Annotated in this window: 17 protein-coding genes; 6 read left to right on the forward strand and 11 right to left on the reverse strand. The window is 52.7% G+C overall.

The window, feature by feature from the left end; all coding sequences use genetic code 11:
- Positions 1-265: 265 nt before the first annotated feature.
- Positions 266-733, forward strand: coding sequence for a very short patch repair endonuclease (locus ACJY2G_RS01305; protein ID WP_439291088.1), 468 nt, complete (start codon positions 266-268; stop codon positions 731-733).
- A gap of 7 nt (positions 734-740) precedes the next feature.
- Here ACJY2G_RS01305 and alsS read toward each other — a convergent pair whose 3' ends face one another.
- Together alsS and budA are read right to left on the reverse strand one after the other, a co-directional pair.
- Positions 741-2,417: an acetolactate synthase AlsS gene (gene alsS, locus ACJY2G_RS01310; protein WP_439291090.1), complete on the reverse strand. Its 1,677-nt coding sequence runs from the start codon at positions 2,415-2,417 to the stop codon at positions 741-743.
- A gap of 27 nt (positions 2,418-2,444) precedes the next feature.
- Positions 2,445-3,227, reverse strand: a complete 783-nt coding sequence (budA, locus tag ACJY2G_RS01315; protein WP_120161994.1) for an acetolactate decarboxylase — start codon at positions 3,225-3,227, stop codon at positions 2,445-2,447.
- Between the two features lie 103 nt (positions 3,228-3,330).
- Between budA and ACJY2G_RS01320 the strand changes: the two genes are divergently transcribed.
- On the forward strand, positions 3,331-4,218 hold the full coding sequence (locus ACJY2G_RS01320) for a LysR family transcriptional regulator (RefSeq protein ID WP_112289474.1): 888 nt from the start codon (positions 3,331-3,333) through the stop codon (positions 4,216-4,218).
- Here ACJY2G_RS01320 and ACJY2G_RS01325 read toward each other — a convergent pair.
- From ACJY2G_RS01325 to ACJY2G_RS01335, 3 genes are read right to left on the reverse strand one after another with little or no spacing between them, the layout of a single operon-like run.
- A complete protein-coding gene (locus tag ACJY2G_RS01325; RefSeq protein ID WP_439291092.1) occupies positions 4,205-4,702 on the reverse strand; it encodes an OmpA family protein in 498 nt (165 codons plus the stop codon). The genes ACJY2G_RS01320 and ACJY2G_RS01325 overlap by 14 nt on opposite strands.
- Positions 4,703-4,717: 15 nt before the next feature.
- Positions 4,718-5,998, reverse strand: coding sequence for a diguanylate cyclase domain-containing protein (locus tag ACJY2G_RS01330; RefSeq protein ID WP_439291094.1), 1,281 nt, complete (start codon positions 5,996-5,998; stop codon positions 4,718-4,720).
- A gap of 2 nt (positions 5,999-6,000) precedes the next feature.
- Complete coding sequence (locus ACJY2G_RS01335; RefSeq protein ID WP_430319936.1) at positions 6,001-6,588, reverse strand: YfiR family protein; 588 nt, start codon at positions 6,586-6,588, stop codon at positions 6,001-6,003.
- 596 nt (positions 6,589-7,184) lie between these two features.
- On the opposite strand from ACJY2G_RS01335, the gene ACJY2G_RS01340 reads away from it, so the two are divergent.
- The 3 genes from ACJY2G_RS01340 to ACJY2G_RS01350 all read left to right on the forward strand — a co-directional run bounded on the left by ACJY2G_RS01340 (position 7,185) and on the right by ACJY2G_RS01350 (position 11,754).
- Positions 7,185-8,468, forward strand: a complete 1,284-nt coding sequence (locus tag ACJY2G_RS01340; protein ID WP_113876283.1) for an HAAAP family serine/threonine permease — start codon at positions 7,185-7,187, stop codon at positions 8,466-8,468.
- Between the two features lie 106 nt (positions 8,469-8,574).
- Positions 8,575-9,942, forward strand: a complete 1,368-nt coding sequence (locus tag ACJY2G_RS01345) for an L-serine ammonia-lyase (protein ID WP_430319937.1) — start codon at positions 8,575-8,577, stop codon at positions 9,940-9,942.
- Between the two features lie 159 nt (positions 9,943-10,101).
- The gene (locus ACJY2G_RS01350) at positions 10,102-11,754 is read left to right on the forward strand and encodes a dihydroxyacetone kinase subunit DhaK (RefSeq protein ID WP_113876284.1); all 1,653 of its coding nucleotides are present in this window, start codon (positions 10,102-10,104) and stop codon (positions 11,752-11,754) included.
- A gap of 84 nt (positions 11,755-11,838) precedes the next feature.
- Here the strand turns inward: ACJY2G_RS01350 and ACJY2G_RS01355 are convergent, their stop codons facing one another.
- Positions 11,839-12,570 carry a hypothetical protein gene (locus ACJY2G_RS01355; protein WP_120162005.1) on the reverse strand — a complete coding sequence of 244 codons (732 nt, stop codon included), beginning with the start codon at positions 12,568-12,570 and terminating at the stop codon, positions 11,839-11,841.
- Between the two features lie 249 nt (positions 12,571-12,819).
- Here ACJY2G_RS01355 and ACJY2G_RS01360 point away from each other — a divergent pair, with 249 nt between their 5' ends.
- The gene (locus ACJY2G_RS01360; protein ID WP_279918424.1) at positions 12,820-14,994 is read left to right on the forward strand and encodes a YgiQ family radical SAM protein; all 2,175 of its coding nucleotides are present in this window, start codon (positions 12,820-12,822) and stop codon (positions 14,992-14,994) included.
- Here ACJY2G_RS01360 and rhaM read toward each other — a convergent pair.
- The 5 genes from rhaM to rhaB all read right to left on the reverse strand — a co-directional run bounded on the left by rhaM (position 14,969) and on the right by rhaB (position 20,381).
- Complete coding sequence (rhaM, locus tag ACJY2G_RS01365) at positions 14,969-15,283, reverse strand: L-rhamnose mutarotase (RefSeq protein WP_120161989.1); 315 nt, start codon at positions 15,281-15,283, stop codon at positions 14,969-14,971. The genes ACJY2G_RS01360 and rhaM overlap by 26 nt on opposite strands.
- Positions 15,284-15,462: 179 nt before the next feature.
- The gene (gene fucO, locus ACJY2G_RS01370; protein ID WP_129639674.1) at positions 15,463-16,611 is read right to left on the reverse strand and encodes a lactaldehyde reductase; all 1,149 of its coding nucleotides are present in this window, start codon (positions 16,609-16,611) and stop codon (positions 15,463-15,465) included.
- A 136-nt stretch (positions 16,612-16,747) separates the two neighbouring features.
- Positions 16,748-17,572 (reverse strand): rhamnulose-1-phosphate aldolase, encoded by an 825-nt coding sequence (gene rhaD, locus ACJY2G_RS01375; protein WP_120161987.1) that lies wholly within the window; start codon positions 17,570-17,572, stop codon positions 16,748-16,750.
- Positions 17,573-17,643: 71 nt separating this feature from the next.
- Entirely contained in the window at positions 17,644-18,900 is a 1,257-nt protein-coding gene (locus tag ACJY2G_RS01380; protein WP_430319938.1) for an L-rhamnose isomerase, read from the reverse strand.
- Positions 18,897-20,381 carry a rhamnulokinase gene (gene rhaB / locus ACJY2G_RS01385; RefSeq protein ID WP_120161986.1) on the reverse strand — a complete coding sequence of 495 codons (1,485 nt, stop codon included), beginning with the start codon at positions 20,379-20,381 and terminating at the stop codon, positions 18,897-18,899. Before rhaB ends, ACJY2G_RS01380 begins: the two co-directional genes overlap by 4 nt.
- Positions 20,382-20,595 lie beyond the last annotated feature (214 nt).

The following is a 20,595-nucleotide window of genomic DNA, read 5'->3' on the forward strand; positions in this document are numbered from 1 at the left end:
TGTTATTATTTCTTTTTTGAATCAAATGTCCTCTATTTACAAGTCAGTAACTTTGATTTGGGTCAATCAGACTACATTACTCTATTGAAACTAGAGATTTTTTCGTAATCTTTGTATCACTGATTAATTCTTTATTAATGGAATTTATTACAGTAAGGAATGAATATCCTTTATCAAAATCAAAATTCCTTCTCAAGAAAACATCAAGTGTAAGCGCATTTTAATCGGCTATTATTGAGTTTATCTACCTAAAACCCCCCATCGTATGACAGACGTCCACAACAAAGCCACCCGCAGCAAAAACATGGCCGCGATTAAGAATCGCGGCACTAAACCGGAGAGGATGTTACTGCATCTTCTCCGGAAGCGGGGCTATTCGCCTCTTCTGAACGTCAAAGAACTGCCGGGAACACCAGACCTGGTTTTACCTGAATATGGTGTTGTCATCTTCGTGCATGGTTGTTTCTGGCATGGTCACGAAAACTGTAAGTATTTCCGGCTTCCCGCTACACGTCCGGAATTTTGGCTAAACAAGATCATGCATTCAAAGCAAAGAGACAAAGAATGCATCAGCCAGCTATTAGCTGAAAACTACAGGGTCGCCATATTTTGGGAATGCAGCCTCAGGAGCCTCCCTCTGCATATGATCAATTTCATGCTATCCGGGTTTGATGCCTGGATTCATGATGCATCTTCCGACCGTATCGAGTTTTCCTCCTCGACAGTTTCCTGAAATCCCCCTAAAAAATCCTTCCCATCTCCAGCTGCCCCATCAGTAACGCGTTATCACTGTAATCCACCGGGACGGCGACCACGGCGGGGCCTTGTACGTCCATGGCGGCGCGGAGGGTGCTTTCCAGCGTTTCGGCGGAGGTGACGGCGAAACCTTTGGCGCCGAAGGCGTCGGCGTAGGCTTTGAAATCAATCGGGCCGAACTGGATGCCGGAGGTGCGCTGGTATTTTTTCTCTTCCTGGATTGCCACCATGTTGTAGGCCTCATCGACCCAGATGATGTGCAGCAGGTTGACGCCCAGACGGACGGCGGTTTCCAGTTCCATGCTTGATTGCATAAAGCCGCCATCGCCGGATACGGAAACCACTTTGCGACCGGGATCGACCAGCGCAGCACCGATGGCCCATGGCAGCGCGACGCCCATGGTTTGCTGACCGTTGGAAATCAGCACCTGACGGGCGCGGAAGCTGTAAAGGTAGCGGGCGATCCAGATGTGGAAACTGCCCATATCGACGCACAGGGTGACGTCGCTGTTGACGATGTCCTGCATCGCGCGCACCAGACGCAGCGGGTGGATCGCAAACTGGTTCAGGCTTCGGCCTTTCTGGGCCAGCAGTTCACGTTGCTGGCGGCGATCCTCAAGGATCTCGACAGCAGAGGCGCTCAGATCGATGCGTTGCGGGATCTGTCCGGTCAGCAGATCCAATGTGTCGGCGATGTCGCCCACCAGCTCAACGTCCGGCAGATAGTCGCTGTCGGTTTCGGCGGGCATCACGTCGATATGTACCAGTTCGGCGGTGCCGTTACTCCATTGCGCCGGTTCATACTCGACCGGGCTGTAACCGATGGTGATCACCAGATCTGCATTGCGAAGCAGGCGGTCACCGGCCTGATTGTTGAACAGACCGACGCGTCCGGCGAAGCGGTGGAAGGAAGCCTGATCGATAACCCCCGCCGCCTGATAGGTGCTGGTGACCGGCAGATCGCTTTTGTGCAACAGACGTCGGATCGCTTCGGCGTTACGTGGCTGGCTGGCCATCAGGCCGAGCAGCAGCACCGGATTTTTTGCCTGTTTCAGTAACTGTGCGACCTGCAATATCGCGTCGTGCGGCGCGCTGCCCAGTACCGGCGGTTGCGAGGTGAGTAATTTACCGCTGGCCGGTTCGTTGACGATATCCATCGGCAGGCTGATAAATGCCGCACCCGGACGCCCGAACTCGGCGGCGCGAAAACCGTTCGCCAGCACTTCGGCCAGCGCAGAAGGCGAGGTGACTTCGGCGGAATACTTGGTGACCGGGCGGAACATCGCCACGGTGTCCATGGTCTGGTGCACCTGTTTGACGTGGTCGGCGCGTTTAACGGCACCGCCGAGTGCGACCAGCGGATCGCCTTCCGATGTCGCGGTGGCGACGCCGGTGATCAGGTTCGAGCAGCCGGGGCCGGAGGTGACCAGCGCGACGCCCGCTTTACCCGTCAGGCGGCCAACGGCACCGGCCATAAAGGCGGCGTTGGCTTCGTGGCGTACCGGAATAGTTTTGATGGGGGAATCGACCAGCGAATCAAATACGCGGTCGATTTTTGCGCCGGGAATGCCGAAGACGTGTTTGACACCCTGTGCTTCAAGCTGCGCGACGACCAGATCCGCACCGCATTTCCAGTCGGTTTTACTGTCTGAGTTTTTCATGGTTTTCATCCTTCTTTCTGCGGTCTGTTAACTTTCAACCGACTGAATCGCATCATTTAAATCATCAGGGCATAAGTTGGCGTGCAGGAAATCGCTGTCCTGCGGAAAGTCGATCAATAGCTTTTCGACCGTGCCGAAGGTCAGCACGCCGCGCTCAACCTGATAATCCAGCACATGGCCGCCGCTGCTGCGTTCCTGATTGATAAAATGCTCGTGATAGCCCGCCACGTTAATGCCCTGCATATAGGCCGGTGTCAGAAATCCAATCAGCACGCCCTGGCTGTGTTCGATATGAAACGTCGGCTGGGCTTCGATGGCTTCCAGCATCGGTTTATACGGGCGGTGCTGTTCCGGCACGGTACGGGTCTCGACGCGGCTGAACTCGCCATCAATGCGCAGGGCGCAGAAGGTGTTCTGGCTGGCGACGACGTCGTCGATCACCTTATGGATTTGCTCGCGGGTATGCGGGTGGTCAATCACGTATTCATCAGTCGGGTTAAAGAATGTCATGACGGCGAACGGTGTTTTTTGTTCAGGAAGGGCGCGCCGGGCGCTGCCGTCGCCGCGTAACTGGAAGATGTTGCTGTTGAACGCGATCAGTTCGCCGTCGAGATGGTTGAAGGTACCGAGACCAAAATCGCCGTGTTCCAGCAGGTCTGCCATGGTGGTGTCACCTTCATACACACCGCTCAGCAGGGCGCTCATCAGCGACGACTGATACAAAACGCGGTCAGGATGCTGATGTTTAAACGCTGTTGCGGTGCGGGCAATGTCCGCCACGCAGGAGCAGGATTCGGAATGGTTTTTCATGCAGGGGTCTCCGTCGAATAATTAACTTTGCTAACTAAAAGGTTGACCCCATTCCGCCCTGAGTTCCAATATGAGGAGGTGTTCACTTTGAGACGTTTTTGATATGGAACTTCGTCACCTGCGCTATTTTGTCGCGGTAGCAGAGACGGGACACTTCACCCGTGCTGCCGAACAGCTTGGGATCTCCCAGCCTCCGCTGAGCCAGCAAATCCAGCGGCTCGAACATGAAATCGGTACCCCTTTACTCAAACGCCTGACCCGTGGCGTCGAGCTGACCGAAGCCGGAAAAGTGCTGTACGACGACGCACAAACCATCATCAAACTGACCGATGCCGCCCTTGAGCGCACCCGCGCCGTTGCGCGTGGTATGAACGGTACGCTGCGACTCGGCTTTGCCACGTCGACAGCGTTTAACCCGCAGGTTTTTGCGTTGCTGCATCGCTTTCGGGATAAATATCCTGGCATGGTTCTCGAACCGCTGGAAAAGGATATGGCGGGGCTGATGACGGCTATGAGCGAGGGCGCGCTGGATGCGGCGTTTATCCGTCTGCCATGCGAGCGCAGCAAAGAGTTCAGTTTTAAGGTGCTGGATATCGAGGAAATGATGGTGGCGCTGCCCAAAACCCATCCGCTCAGTCAGGGAAAGGAAGTCCGGCTGTCGGCGCTGCGCCACGATACGCTGATCACCTTCCCGCGAGATTTATCGCCGGGGCTTTATGATGCCGTCACGCATGCGTGTGAAGAGGCTGGATTTTCGCCGCGCTACGGGCAGCAGTGTCCGCAGATTACCTCGGCGCTGAGTATGGTGGCGACAGGATTTGGTTACGCGCTGATACCGGCGTCGCTGAGTAAGATTGATGAAGCCAATGTGAGGTGTCTGCCCCTGGCAGGGCAGACATTAACAACGCAGATCGCGCTCGCCTGGCGCAGAACGGATAACTGCAAGGCGGCGCTGCATCTGGTGGGATTGTTGTCGGTTAAACCACAATAATCACAGACACGCGGCGGTTCTGAGCGCGTCCGGCCTGGGTTTTATTACTGGCGACAGGTTTGCTCTGGCCCAGTCCACGGGTATGGATATTGGCGCGCGGCATTCCGGCATCGGCAAAGGCGGCGGCGACGGTGTCAGCGCGGCGCAGCGACAGATCGTTGTTGTAAGCCGGATCACCGTAGTTATCGGTATGGCCGTCGAGATTGACCTTGTTCAGGCCGACGTGCAGAAGTTCGCCCGCCAGTTTTTCCACTGACTGCTTACTTTCGGCGGAAAGCTTATCCTGATTATTGCCAAACAGAACTTTGGCATCCAGTCCCAGTTCCCAGCCCGCATCGGTTTGCGAGAAACCGTTCTTTTGCAGCACGGCGATTTGTTCCGGTGTTAATCCCGCAGGTTTACTCTGACAGGCGGCCAGCAGCACAATGCACAGCCCTATTGCGGCGAACTGATACCAGGATTTGAACGTATTGCAGGTCTTCATAGTCATTAATTCCTTTTAGTGTTTCATCGCGACAGGAAGCGGCATGCCTGAAGACACATGCCAGCAACTGCCGGATATTCTTTTAGAGCGATACATGGCCTCATCGGCCTTTTCGAGAATTTCTTTCGCACTGTTTGCCTGTGAAGGTGAAAGCGCAATGCCGATGCTGAGTGACACATCCAGCGTTTTGTTGTTGAGCAAAATGACCGGCGTTTTCATGATCTCGACAATCCGCTCGGCGAACGCCACCGCTTCCGCGGTAGAGATCATCGGTTCAAGCAGAATGGCAAATTCATCGCCGCCCAGACGGGCCAGCACATCCCCCTTACGCAGAGTTTTTGCCAGTCTTTCGCCAATCACCATCAGCACCCGGTCGCCGGCGGCGTGCCCGAGTGAATCATTGATTTCCTTAAAATTATCAACATCGATGAACAGCAACGCCAGCGATAGCGGTGCGCGCACCGGATTGAAACACTGATTAAGGGTATCAATGAAAAACGCGCGATTATGCAGACCGGTCAGGCCGTCGTGCAACGCTTTTTTTGTCAGCGAAACGTTCTCGTTCCTCATATGGTTTTCCCAGGCTTCCAGCTCGGTCAGCAGGCTGTTGAAGTCCTGGCTCAGTGTATGCAGCTCGACTATTGGCGCGGAAGGAACGCGCAGACTAAATGACCGGTTAGCACTGACTTCATGGGTGACATGGGTAATGTGGCCGAGAGCATCGACGATGCCTTTTTGCATCCGGCGGGAAAAATACAGCGCGACCAGCGCGGTCAGCACCAGACAACCGAGCAGGCTCAGGATAGTTTCCGCCAGGAAGCCAATCAGACTGCTGCCGTTACCCTCAAGCCAGATGGTGCCGATGACCGAGCCGGAATGCACCACCGGTACGGTCACAGGGTCCGGAAATGCCACATGGCCGACGAACTGACCCAGTTTGTCCCAGTTGCTGTGGATCGGGCGTTGCCACTCGGTGAATGTCGCGCCCGCCGGAGTCAGAATTTTAGCCTGCGTGAAATCGCCACGTCTGGCGATAAATTCCAGCGAGTCATGCGCCGCCGAAGGGTCATTAAAGACCAGTGCCGCTTCCGTGGTGTAACCGATGGCGCGCGCGGTCAGTTGCAGATTGCTTTCCGCGTGAGAGCGCAGGGCGATTAACGCCAGCAACGTCAGCAGGAAACCGGCGAGACCGATCGCCGTTAAAATCACAATCACATGAATTCGGTTCAGTGCAGCGCTCAGCGTCGGACGCTGGCCTGACTGTTCAACCTCAGGAACAGGAATTTTGTTTTTCATGGTCACTCCTTTTCCCTGGCAAGTTGTAATACGGCGGGATTTACCCGCACGCCGCTGCGGGACAGCGTGTCCAGATTCAATTTGAATCCGGTATGAAGTGGCGTCATCACCAGACAAAATGCATTCAGTAATGCACAGGCATCATCCTGTTCACCGATAGTGAGAATTGCATGGCCTTCCAGGCGCTGATGTAAATCTGCCTGCTGTTCCGTTGTCATGTTGCCGGAATAAATAGCGTCGCACTCAGATGTGAGCAGCGGGCTGTCGAACGGAAGCGTCATGACTTTGAGTGGCCGGCCGGTGAATGCGCTGCCATCAGGGGTGAGTTGCGCGGCGTATTTCACGGGCGGGGTGATGCAAAGCGTTAAGACGGAAGTGGGCGTTGCGCCTGGCCAGCGCGAATAGCTCAGGATGCCATTGACGGTCTGCGCGACAGCCGCATCCGCCTGCGGATCGCTGTCTTGTGCAACACCCGATGTCAGCGGAGCGACCATCAGCATCAGCAGCAGGACAATGCCATACGCAGCCTTAATAAAACGGCGTAGTGATATCCCTGCTGGCGGGCAAAAAGGTGATCGGGCTTTTCCCATTGAGTCGCTCTGTGTTTCTTCCGGTTGAAATGATTTCCGCAGCGTAAGAATAACTTTATCGGCAATAGTTCCGAAAGCGTAAGTGGAAAAATTTTCCTTCTGTAACTGCGGTCGTGTTGTGGCGTATTTTTTACACAAGTCAGAAAACAGAGGAAATTCAGAAGGAATATTAACGTATTCCGTTTTATCGAGGGAGATTTTAGTGGTCAATTTATGAACGATTTAGTTCAGGGAGTCAGACTATAAATAATACATGTTGCTGGTATTTCAATCGTTATTTAAATAATAGTCACGGGCATAACAAAATATCACAAAAAATAGATGTTACCGTAATCACTATTTGATGAATTTAAATTAGAGAAAATGTTAATGGTTTGGAATTTAAAGGAATATCAGTCCGCGTTTTAAAGATATTCGTGACCATGATCTCAAAGCTACGCGGTTATCCAGATTTTTATGCTGCTGATAGGTATCATGCCCGCATTAATGGTATGTTTTATCCGTCAGGGTGGTTTTTTTGATGACGGGTGCAGTAAAAAAACATCAACCATTCCTGGGGAAACGGAATTATTTTTATAATTAGGTGCTGAGGAATCATGGATAATACAACAATCGGGACGCTGTCTAAAAAATCGGTAAGTTCCTGGCGTAAAACTGACACTATGTGGATGTTAGGTTTATATGGAACAGCAATTGGTGCAGGTGTTCTCTTTCTTCCTATTAATGCCGGTATTGGCGGTCTCATTCCTTTAATCATTATGGCGATCCTCGCCTTCCCAATGACATTCTTCGCTCACCGCGGATTAACCCGGTTTGTATTATCAGGAAAGAATGCCGGTGAAGATATTACGGAAGTCGTGGAAGAGCATTTCGGTATTTCAGCCGGTAAATTGATTACTCTGCTTTATTTCTTCGCTATTTATCCTATTCTGCTGGTTTACAGCGTGGCGATCACCAATACGGTTGAGAGTTTTATTACTCACCAGATGCATATGAATGCGCCACCGCGTGCGTTGCTGTCTCTGATCCTCATTTTGGGCTTAATGACGCTGGTGCATTTCGGTCAGGATATGATCGTGAAAGCGATGAGTATTCTGGTCTTCCCGTTTGTTGCGGTGCTGATGGCGCTGGCGCTGTACCTTATTCCTAACTGGAATACGTCAGTGTTTGAAAACGTCTCCATGTCCGGCAATGGCGTGGGTCACGGTATGCTGATGACACTATGGCTGGTCATTCCGGTGATGGTGTTCTCCTTCAACCACTCGCCGATTATCTCCTCTTTCGCAGTTGCAAAACGCAAAGAGTATGGCGAAGACGCTGAGAAAAAATGTTCACGTATTCTGGCATTTAGCCACATCATGATGGTTATCACCGTGATGTTCTTCGTCTTCAGCTGCGTACTGAGCCTGTCTCCGGCAGACCTGATGGAAGCTAAATCGCAGAACGTGTCTATTCTGTCTTATTTAGCCAACCACTTCTCTAACCCGGTCATTGAATATATCGCGCCATTTATTGCCTTTATTGCGATTACTAAATCTTTCCTCGGCCATTATCTGGGTGCGCGTGAAGGTTTCAACGGCATGGTAATTAAGTCATTGCGTGGTAAAGGGAAAACTATTGCCCTGCCAACGCTGAACCGTTATACCGGCATCTTCATGTTATTAACTACCTGGTTAGTGGCAACCCTGAATCCAAGTATTCTGGGTATGATCGAAACGCTGGGTGGTCCGATTATTGCGATGCTGTTATTCCTGATGCCGATGTATGCGATTCGTAAAGTTCCTGCGATGAGAAAATACAGCGGCCATATCAGCAATGTGTTCGTAGTGATTATGGGTCTGATTGCCATGTCAGCCATCGTATTTAGCCTGATTGGTTAATGAATAAAATATTTAAAGCTAAGTGAAATAAAGTGGGCGGGAATTTTCCTGCTCACTTTCCTCCCGTATTTTTTGCCCGTCATCTTATTCACATGGAGTGCCCACCGTGATCAGCGTCTTCGATATTTTCAAAATTGGTATTGGTCCTTCCAGTTCGCATACTGTTGGCCCGATGAAAGCCGGGAAAATATTCACTGATGAACTTATCTCTTCTGGCCATATTACTCATACCACCCGCGTGGTCGTCGATGTCTATGGTTCTTTATCGTTAACCGGTAAAGGCCACCACACCGATCTGGCGATCATCATGGGGCTGGCTGGCAATATGCCGGACGATGTGGATATTGATGCGATCCCGGCGTTTATCCGCCAGGTGGAAACTTCCGGGCGACTGATGCTCGGCAAGGGCGCGAAGGAAGTGGATTTCCCGGCCGGTTCCGGGATGAATTTCCATTTTAATAATCTGCCTTTACACGAAAATGGCATGACAATCAGTGCGTTCAACGGTGATGAGCTGCTGTATACGCAAACCTATTATTCAATTGGCGGCGGCTTTATTGTCGAAGCCAGCAAATTTGGCCTGCAGGATGAAAACCCTGTGGAGCGACCTTACCCGTTCCGTTCGGCCAGTGATTTGCAAAAGCATTGCACCGACACCGGCCTGTCACTGTCGGCGCTGATGCTGCAAAACGAGCTGGCCAGCCATACACGTGCAGAAATCAGCGAACACTTTGCGGCTATCTGGAATGTGATGAGCGAAGGCATTACGCGCGGTATTCATACCGAAGGGCTGTTGCCAGGCCCGATGAAAATCAACCGTCGCGCCGCGGCGCTGCGTCGTATTCTGGTGACGCAGGATAAAAACAACGTTGATCCGATGGGCGTGGTGGACTGGATCAATATGTACGCGATGGCTGTGAACGAAGAAAACGCGGCAGGCGGAAGGGTTGTGACCGCACCGACCAACGGTGCGTGTGGCATCATTCCGGCGGTGCTGACGTATTACGATCAGTTCATCCGTCCGATCAGCCCGGATTCTTACAGTCGTTTCTTCCTCGCATCCGGCGCGGTGGGCATTCTGTTCAAAATGAACGCCTCGATTTCCGGTGCAGAAGTCGGCTGTCAGGGCGAAGTCGGCGTGGCCTGTTCCATGGCGGCAGCCGGTCTGACTGAGCTGCTGGGCGGCAGCACGGCGCAGGTGTTTATGGCGGCAGAAATCGCCATGGAACATCACCTCGGGCTGACGTGTGATCCGCTCGCCGGACAGGTTCAGGTGCCGTGCATCGAACGAAATGCTATTTCGGCGGTTAAAGCGGTCAATGCTTCACGTATGGCACTGCGCCGTACCAGCGAGCCGCGCGTGTGTCTCGATAAAGTCATCGAAACCATGTACGAAACCGGCAAAGACATGAACTCAAAATACCGTGAAACCTCGACCGGGGGCTTAGCGATTAAAGTGTTAGCGTGTAATTGATTTCTTTCTACATCATTTCCTAAAAAGGCGGGAAACCGCCTTTCTCGTCTCCTTCCTGATTTTTGTCCTGTGCTATGTTTTCAGATACCTGCATTACGCAGAGGTATGTTTTTTTCTGCCTCACAACACCTGGAAAACAGTTAAAAGGAAAGATCCGGCATGTCTAAATTCTTTATGAATGACCGTAAGTCTCTGATTAACGATGTTATCGAAGGGGTGATCCTGACCTCTCCCTACAAAAATCTGGCAAAACTGGACGTCGATCCGGCTATCCGCGTGGTCGTTCGCCGCGACTGGGATAAGAAAAAAGTCGCCCTGATTTCCGGCGGTGGCTCCGGTCACGAACCGGCACACGTCGGTTTTGTCGGTAAGGGTATGCTCACCGCGGCGGTATGCGGCGAAGTGTTTGCGTCACCGAGCGTGGACGCCGTGCTGAATGCGATTGTGGCGGTCACCGGTAAAGCGGGCTGCCTGCTGATTGTGAAAAACTACACCGGCGACCGTCTGAACTTTGGTCTGGCGGCCGAGAAAGCTAAAGGCATGGGCTACGACGTCGAGCTGGTGATGGTATCCGACGACATTTCTCTGCCGGACAACAAGCAGCCTCGCGGCATCGCGGGGACGGCGCTGGTGCATAAAATTGCCGGTTATGCCGCAGAGCAGGGGAAATCTCTCAAAGACGTCACCAAAATTGCGCAGCAGGCCATTGATGCCACGGCGAGTATTGGAGTGGCTGCCGCAGGTTGCAGTCTGCCGGGCGGCGGCGAAGATGAAGAAGAACAGCGTATCGAATCGGGCCACGTTGAGCTGGGATTGGGTATTCACGGCGAGCCGGGCGTCTCGACGATGAAAACTCAGAACAGTAAAAAAGTGGTGGATACGCTGGTTGAAAAGCTCCAGCAGCATGTGAAAAAAAGCGACAAGCTGGCGGTATTGATCAATAACCTCGGCGGTGTTTCTCCGCTTGAAATGAGTCAGATTACTAAAGAAGTGGTGCATTCAGCGCTGGGCAGTTCGGTGCGTTATCTCATCGGACCCGCCTCACTCGTCAGTGCGCTGGATATGAAAGGTTTTTCGCTTTCCGTGATCGCGTTGAAAGGCGGAATTGAAGAGGCGTTGCTGGCAGAGGTGGAGGCCGCGGGCTGGCATCCGCTGGTTAAGCTGGAAAAACTGGCGACCAAGAAAGGTAAAGCCATCAGCGATAAAAAATCTGTTAAGGCATCATCGAATGCTGAAGTCGGCAAGATCGTCGAAACCATCACACAGACACTTTCCGGTCTGGAAGATGAACTGAATAAGCTCGATGCCAAAGTGGGTGACGGCGATACCGGTTCGACATTTGCCACCGGCGCGCGCGATATCCAGAAGCAGAACAAAGGCAAAAAATTGCCGCTGAATAATGTTGCCGATCTTCTTGGCGTAGTCGGCGATCGTCTGGCAACAGTGATGGGCGGATCGAGCGGCGTGCTGATGTCGATCTTCTTCACGGCTGCGGGTAAGAAAGTCGCTGAGGGCGAGAAATTACCAAAAGCGCTGCTGTTCGGTCTTGAGCGCATGAAGCATTATGGCGGTGCTGACCTCGGCGATCGCACGATGATCGACGCACTTCAGCCCGCGCTGGAAGCCCTTGGCAAGAAAGATGCGCTGAAAGGTGCAGCGAAAGCCGCCGCCAAAGGTGCCAAAGACACGGCCAGCATGAAGAAAGCTAACGCCGGGCGCTCATCCTATCTGAGCAGCGACAGCCTGAAAGGCGTCAAAGATCCGGGTGCCGTCGCAGTCGAAAAAGTGTTTGAAGCACTGGCGAAGAAATAAGAGTTTTTCTTTTAAAATAAAGGCCTGCGGCAAATTGGCAGGCCTTTAAGAGAATGTCATTACCCGTCCTTTAACTACGTTACGTTATGAAAATTCGTTTTTGTTTATCAGCGAGTAGGTCTTTGTATCCTTTATTCTCTGGGTTTTACCGGAATACGTTTGCTCTGAAATAAGCAGTCGTCCAACGCGCACACTTTCTCTGGAACATTGGTCGTAAAAAGGATCGTAAGTTCCACGGCCACATTTCCCCTTCAGGCCACGGTTCGACCATTTATTCATTTTCATTTTCCATTCGAGAGAATAATGCGCCAGAGGACAGACAATTTTTCCCCACGGGTCGCAAATTAACGTATTTTCCATAATTTTTCCGCTGCCGCGCGGGGGTTCAGTTCCTACTAATACCAGGCTGTGATCGACAGGGTGCTTGAGAAAAATAGTGAGTATTTTTATTGGCGTTTTGACGAGTTTTTCAAGTTCACGAATATGTTCAGTGAGATACCAGAACGCGATCATGGCATTTTCACCACAGTTACCGGCATTGCGTATCCCGTTGCGGTGATCCTGTTCGTACTTCCGATAAACCTGTTGTGGTGCCAGTTTGAGCTTTCTGTTAGCGGCCAGATTCAGAGAACGATCCCTGTCTCCGCCCAGAGAATGCATCCGGTACTTGTCGGGATTGGTCATCATCAACCCATCGATCATTCTTTTATCAGGATAGAATTTATTGGCTGATTTCATGGGGATTCTTGAGCGTGTATAAAGCATCGCTTCCCTGAGTTTTGGCAACAATAATTTTTGAAATTGTTTACTGTCCATGGCCATGATGATCCTTCAATGTGAAAGTAATTAACGGATCATTTGAGCACTCTTTAATCCGCAGATACAGGAAATGACATATTCAGAAATCTCAATTACGGAGGAAATTAAATAGCCCGGTTGGGATCCCGATAGCTAAAAAGAAGAAGTTGATCTAAAACAAATTTAGGCGATTTGCTCACCCGCAGTGGTTTCTGTCCCCGTATAATTTGCGGCCAATTATTTGCCGCCGAACGAAGAAACTACATTATGCCAGTCAGCCTGATCCAACCCGATCGCACCTTATTTTCTTACCCACGTTACTGGGCGGAATGCTATGGCACCGCGCCGTTTTTCCCAATGAGCCGGGCGGAAATGGATGAACTGGGCTGGGACAGTTGCGATGTGATCGTGGTGACTGGAGATGCGTACGTCGATCATCCGAGTTTTGGCATGGCGATCATTGGCAGGATGCTGGAAGCACAGGGGTTTCGCGTCGGGATCATTGCTCAGCCGGACTGGACCAACAAAGAAGATTTCATGCGGCTTGGCAAACCGAATCTGTTTTATGGCGTGACTGCCGGCAATATGGATTCGATGATCAACCGTTATACCGCCGACCGGAAGCTGCGCCATGACGATGCCTATACGCCGGGCAACGTGGGCGGTAAACGTCCGGATCGCGCGACGCTGGTTTACACTCAGCGCTGCAAAGAAGCTTTCAGCGATGTGCCGGTGTTGCTCGGCGGCATTGAAGCCAGTCTGCGGCGTATCGCGCATTACGATTACTGGTCCGATACCGTGCGGCGCTCTGTGCTGGTGGATTCCAAAGCTGACATGCTGATTTATGGCAACGGCGAAAGGCCACTGGTGGAAGTGGCGCACCGTCTGGCGGCGGGCGAATCCATTACGGATATTCATGACGTACGCAATACGGCGGTGATGCGTAAAACGGCGCTGATCGGCTGGAGCGGTGTGGACTCCACGCGCCTCGATAAGCCGGGGCGCATTGAGCCGATCATGAATCCGTACGGCGAAGACTTACCCTGTTCAGAAGGTGAACTGCCTGCGCCAGATGCCCCGCAGCCGGTGACGGTGCGTGCGCCTAAGCCGAAACCGTGGGAGAAAACCTACGTTCTGCTGCCGTCATTTGAAAAAGTGAAGGGCGACAAGGTGCTGTATGCCCATACCTCGCGCATTTTGCATCATGAAACCAACCCGGGTTGTGCCCGTGCGCTAATGCAAAAACACGGTGACCGCTATGTGTGGATCAATCCACCGGCAATTCCCCTTTCTACTGAGGAGATGGATGAAGTCTTTGGATTGCCTTTCCAGCGCGTGCCACATCCCTCTTACGGTAAAGCGACTATTCCGGCGTATGACATGATCCGTTTCTCGATCAATATCATGCGTGGCTGTTACGGCGGTTGCGCATTTTGTTCGATCACCGAGCATGAAGGGCGGATCATTCAGAGCCGCTCGGAAGAGTCGATCGTGCGTGAAATCGAAGAGATCCGCGACAGCGTACCGGGATTCACCGGTGTAATTTCCGATCTTGGTGGTCCGACGGCCAACATGTATATGCTGCGCTGTCAGTCGCCAAAAGCGGAGCAAAGCTGCCGCCGTGCTTCCTGCGTTTACCCTGAAATCTGCACACACATGGACACCAACCATGAGCCGACGATCAACCTTTATCGCCGTACGCGCAGCCTGAAAGGTATCAAGAAAATCCTGATCGCTTCGGGAGTACGTTATGATCTGGCGGTAGAGGATCCGCGTTATATTAAAGAGCTGGCAGAGCATCACGTGGGCGGTTATCTGAAGATCGCGCCGGAGCATACCGAAACCGGGCCACTGTCAAAAATGATGAAACCGGGCATGGGCAGCTATTACCGGTTCAAGGAACTGTTCGACAGCTACTCGAAACAGGCCGGGAAAGAGCAGTATCTGATCCCGTATTTTATCTCTGCGCATCCGGGCACGCGCACTGAAGATATGATCAATCTGGCGCTGTGGCTGAAGAAAAACCGCTTCCGTCTGGATCAGGTGCAGAACTTCTATCCGTCACCGCTCGCCAGTGCGACCACCATGTATTACAGCGGCAAGAATCCGCTCAGCAAAGTGGATTATAAAAGTGAAGATGTGGTGGTGCCGAAAGGGGATCGTCAGCGGCGGTTGCATAAAGCGTTGCTGCGCTATCATGATCCGGTGAACTGGCCAGTGATCCGCGAGGCACTGACCGCAATGGGGATGCGCCGCCTGATTGGGATCCGGCCTGATTGTCTGGTACCCCCGGATGGATTTGATCCGAAGTTTGCACCGTCACGTTCGGGGAAAGCGAAACCGGCGGCTACGCGATTTACTGCCTCAAAAGCGCAAAATCCGGGTGCCGTAAAAGGAAAACCCGCCGGTCAGCGGGTTAATCGAGGTAAAAGACCGGTTTAAGATCGCTACTGATCGGGCTGTTATCGGCATTGGCAGGCATTACGTCTGCCATATGCTTCCACCATTTCTGGCAAATATCCGTTTTTGCCACGGCATTCCATCTTTCTTCAGATTCAATTTCCACATAGCCAAACAGCAGATTACGTTTTTCATCAAGAAAAATGCTGTAGTGATGTGCGCCGTGGGCTTTCAGGGTTTCCGCCAGTTCCGGCCAGATAGGCGAATGACGACGCTGATATTCATCGTGTGCATCTGGATTAACCTGCATAACGAAGGATTTACGGATCATGTTTGCTCCAGGTTGGATTTACTCCCTCCCCTGCGAAGGGGAGGGCTGGGGTGGGGTATTAATGGCAGCGTTGAATCTGAAGTTGCCTGCTAAACCCCCTCCCAACCTCCCCCTTCGCAGGGGGAGGAGTAAGGAAATTACACCTTTTTCTTCCCCTTCACAGAGGCAGAAGCTAAAAATTACATCGCTTTCAGATAAAGCTCGCGAACTTCTTCACGTGTTGGCGTACGCGGATTACATGGCGCACAAGGGTCAGCCAGTGCTTTATCCAGCCAGCCTTCAATATCGGATTCCTTAATCCCCAGTTCTTTGAAACCGGACGGGATCCCCACGCGGGCGGATAATTTACGGATCGCGTCAATAGCCGCCATGCTGGCTTGGGTTTCGCTGATCCCTTGCGTGTGCACACCCATTGCTCGGGCGATATCGGCAAAACGGTGCGGGGCAGAGGAACGGTTAAACTCTTCAATGACTGGCAGTAAAATCGCATTACACACACCGTGCGGCAGATTATGCGTCGCCCCTGGCTGATGCGCCATCGCATGGACCAGTCCAAGCCCGGCGCTGTTAAATGCCATGCCAGCCAGATATTGTCCCTGCGCCATTTTCTCGCGAGCTTCAATATCGTCGCCGTGATCGACGGCTTTCGGCAGCCATTGCGTGATGGTAGAAATAGCGGCGAGCGCCGTCGGATCAGTCAGCGGATGCGCGCCAACAGATACATAGGCTTCAATCGCGTGCGTCAGCGCGTCCATACCGGTTGCCGCGGTAATGCCGGCCGGGATCTTGAGCATAATCGACGGATCGTCAACGGCGATATCGGGGATCAGATTTGCATCAATGATCACTTCTTTCACCTGACGCTGACTGTCGATGATCACCGCATTACTGGTGAGTTCAGCGGCAGTACCCGCGGTAGTGTTGATCGCGACCAGGAATACACCCGGTTTAGTGACTTTGCCGACACCGGAATACATCGTGGCCGGCCCCGGATTAGCAGTCAGAATCTTGATGCCTTTAGCGGTATCAATCGGGCTGCCGCCGCCGAAAGCGATCAGATAATCGCACTGGTTTTCCTGATACAGACGGAAACCTTCGTCAACATGAGCCGAGGTTGGATTGGGCACCACGCCGCCGTAAATGGCGTAAGGCATTCCTGCCTGTTTAAGTGCGGAGAATAAACTGTCGAGCAGACCCAGTTCGATTAACTGGCCGTCGGTGACGATAAGCGCTTTGCCGTGTTGTTTGGTCGCCAGCATCGCAACCATATCTTCGATTGCGCCCTGACCGTGAAGGCTAATTTTAGGAAGTGCCAACATGAAACTCATAAAAATTCCCTCTATAGAGTAAGTAAAATAGATGTTCTGTTGTGCGCTGCTCCGTGGTCTTTGCCATTTCCTGCTACGGGAAACATCCCCTGTTCCCCGTGCAGGATTTATGTGGTCTGGAGCATTAAATGCCGGATCAGGCTTTCAGTGCGGCCTCGAAAGGCGTGACGTCAAAACGTTTGCCGAGGGCAATCAGTTCTTCAGTCTGGATGGTTTGTTTCATGCCACCCATAGAAATCACTTTCACCAGAATTTCCGCCGATTTTTCAGCGGTGTCGATCAGGCCGAATGCGTCATCCAGCGTCGGGCCGCAGCCGAAGATGCCGTGGAATGCCCACAGCACCAGGCTGTGATGTTGCATCCGGTCGGACGTGGCTGCGCCGATGCCGTCGGTACCCGGTACCATCCACGGCACGATACCCACGCCGTCGGGGAAGACCACAAGACATTCAGTGCTGCATTCCCACAATTTGCGGGTGATTTTGGCGCTGTCGAGTTCCAGTACGTAGGTCAATGCAATCAGGTTAGTGGCATGGCAGTGCATGATCACACGATCCTGACCGTTAGTGACACGTTTACGCACGGCGTGAGATTGCAGATGCGATGCCAGTTCTGACGTCGGCAGACCACCTGCGGTCAGGCCCCAGAGGATTTTATAGCTGGCGCCTTTATCATCGAGCTGAATAACGGTCAGCGCTTCTGAAGGTGCGAGTTGCACGTTACGGAAGAATTTACCGGAACCGGTCACGATGAAGTATTCGTTGGCCAAATCCGGCGCGTGCTGTGTCAGTTCAACCGTGCGTGGCTGGGCGTAAAAATCGTTCTTATAAGGTGCAACATCTTCTGGCAGCAGTCGCATACTGACGTTGCCGCCGTTGCGCTCATCCCAGCCTTTCAACCACATATCGGTGGTCGCTTTAACCATGCCCTGCACAAACCACGAGGTAAATAATGTTTTCATCAGTTCTTTCCTGCAAATAAGGTGAATGCTTTTCTTCGGTGCTGTCAGCAATACTTTGGGTTTATCAAACCTTAGCGTTTAGCCAACACGCTGGTTTCGTAATGGCGAACGGTATCCAGCCACTGGCCGCCGACCGGTACGTCGTGGCGCTGGCAATACATATCCCACACGGCCTGCCATGGCAGGGATTTCTGTTCTTCCAGCAGTGCCAGACGCGCGGTGTAATCGCCTTCAACTTCCAGTTTTTTCAGTAAATCTGTCGGTTCCAGCAGCGCTTTAAGCAGGGCTTTTTTCATGTTACGGGTGCCGATAACCCAGGCAGCGATGCGGTTGATCGAGGCATCAAAGAAATCCAGCCCGATATGAACGCGGTTAAACAGGTTGTGGCGGACAATTTCGCTGGCGATGGCCTGCGTTTCGTCGTCAAGCAACACCACATGGTCGCTGTCCCAGCGAACCGGACGGCTGACGTGCAGCAGCAGGCGTGGCACATACAGCATGGTGGCGGAAATTTTGTCGGAGATCACTTCAGTCGGATGGAAGTGACCGGCATCAAGGCACAGCGCGGTACCACGGCTTGCGGCGTAACCGAGATAGAATTCGTTTGAGCCCACGGTGTAGCTTTCTGAGCCGATACCGAACAGTTTGCTTTCGACGGCGTCAATGTGTTCGCTCAGAGCAAACTTCTCAGAAATCACTTCATCCAGTGCAGTCATCAGACGCTCACGTGGTGCCAGACGATCCACCGTGAGGTCTTTCATACCGTCCGGTACCCAGATATTCATCACGGAAGGCGTGCCCAGTGCGCGACCAAATGAGGCCGAGACGCGGCGGCTGGCCTGGCAGTGTTCAATCCAGAACTGACGGACTTCCGGGTTCGCGCTGGAGAGCGTAAAGCCGTCGGCGCTCATCGGGTGTGAGAAGCAGGAAGGATTGAAATCCAGCCCAAGTTTGTTTTTCTTCGCCCAGTCCACCCAGTTAGCAAAATGCTTTGGCTCGATTTCATTACGCGCAACGGGCTGATCGGATTCCAGGTAAATCGCATGCAGGTTAAGCCGGTTAGGGCCAGGAATCATCGAAATAGCCAGCTCTAAATCAGCCCGAAGCTGCTGAGCATTCCGCGCTTTACCGGGATAATTACCGGTCGCCTGGATACCACCGGTCAGATTGCCTTCCGGGTTTTCGAAGCCAGCGACATCATCCCCCTGCCAGCAATGGATAGAAACGGGCAGGGTATCGAGTTGTTTGATTGCAGCTTCGGCATCAATACCCAGCTGTGCAAAGCGTTCTTTGGCAAGTGTCCATGCTTGATCGATAGATGAAGTCATACTGCGAGTTCCTCATTGACGTGACAGAGCGCCTGGAAACGGCGCCAGTGAATAGCGAAATCCGCGTGTATACGTGGAATGTAATGGTGTTGCTCAAAATTCGTGGCGACGATGCGACGAAATTCAGCGTTATCTTTGACGGCGTTCAGCGCCATAAGCTGGCAACCGATATTGCCCAGGGTTGACGCTTCAACCGGACCTGCGCTGACGCTGACCTGGCAGATATCAGCACAAAGCTGGTTCAGAAACTGGTTCTGGCTGCCACCGCCGACGATGTGAATATCTTCCAGCGGCGAGCCTTGTAAATCAGCAAGTTGCAATGCGATTTTGCGGTACAACATAGCAAGGCTGTCGAAAATACAGCGCGCCAGCTCTGCAGGTGACTCCGGCACCGGATCACCGGCCTGACGGCAGGCATCGCGAATGGCATCCACCATAGAGGGCGGATTAATAAAACAATCTTCGTTCGGGTTAATCAGATAAGTGAACGGTGTGACGTGTTTAGCCAGTGTGATTAAGGACGGCAAATCCTGAATGTTCAGTTCGCGGCAAACACGCTGGAACAACCATAAGCCCATGATATTTTTCAACACCCGATAGCTGCCGTTGATGCCGCCTTCGTTGGTGATGTTGTCGTGGAGTGCCTGCGCATGGTTAAACGCTTTCGGGCTTTCGATGCCCATCAGCGACCAGGTACCGGAGCTGAGATAGGCGCTGCGTGAACTGGTCAGCGGGGCGGCAACCACCGCACTGGCGGTGTCGTGTGTTGCCACGCTGAACACCGGCACACTGCGCCCGCGAGGGCTTTTCCACAGCCCAGGAGAGTTGCCCGGCTGTGTCGGTTTTTGCAACCAGTGGCGTGGCACACCCGCCAGTTTCAGCAAATCTTCATCCCAGTCGCCGGTGGCGAGATTGAGCATCTGTGTGGTGCTGGCGTTGGTGTATTCCCAGTTCATTTTGCCGGTGAGGCGGTAAAGAAAATAATCCGGGATCATCAGCATGTGTGCAGTTTTACTGACGATTTCAGGCTGTTGTTCGCTCAGCGCACGCAACTGGTAAAGCGTGTTAAATGGCATGAACTGAATACCGGTTTTTTGGTACAAATTCTCGCGGCCAAACTGCTGCTCCATTCGCGCCATCACGCCTTCGGTACGGTTGTCACGATAAGCCACTGGCAAACCGACCCGCTGGCCCTGTTCATCAAGCAGCACGTAATCCACACCCCAGGTATCAATGCCGATACCGTCAAGCTGAACGCCGGATGCGTCGAGGCGATTCAGCCCCTCAAGAATGTGTTTTTCCAGCGCATCCAGATCCCAGGTATCGTGGCCATCAACGCGGATCAGGTTATTAGGAAAACGGTGGATCTCTTTCAGTGTCAGCGTCGCTGCCGGCTGCGGATCCTGACGGGTAAACGTCGCCAGCATCACCCGGCCGCTGGAAGCGCCGAGGTCAATAGCGGCAAGATGGTGAGTTCTCATAGCGGCCATTCCTTATTGAATATATGGCCAGTGTAGGGGAGGCGTTGTGGGGGCACCTTCCGGTGATTGCCACGGGTTTTGGCGGGATGGCAGCATTAAAAAGGTAGATGGGAGGCAGATCACATAACGGTTCAAAGCTGACTGAAACTGTGATTTACCGCGTCTGCGTCATGCGGGGCAGACGATTGTGATCGTTGCCGCAGATCTGCATCAC

Source organism: Rahnella sp. ATs2 (assembly GCF_051851855.1).
Classification (GTDB): domain Bacteria; phylum Pseudomonadota; class Gammaproteobacteria; order Enterobacterales; family Enterobacteriaceae; genus Rahnella; species Rahnella variigena.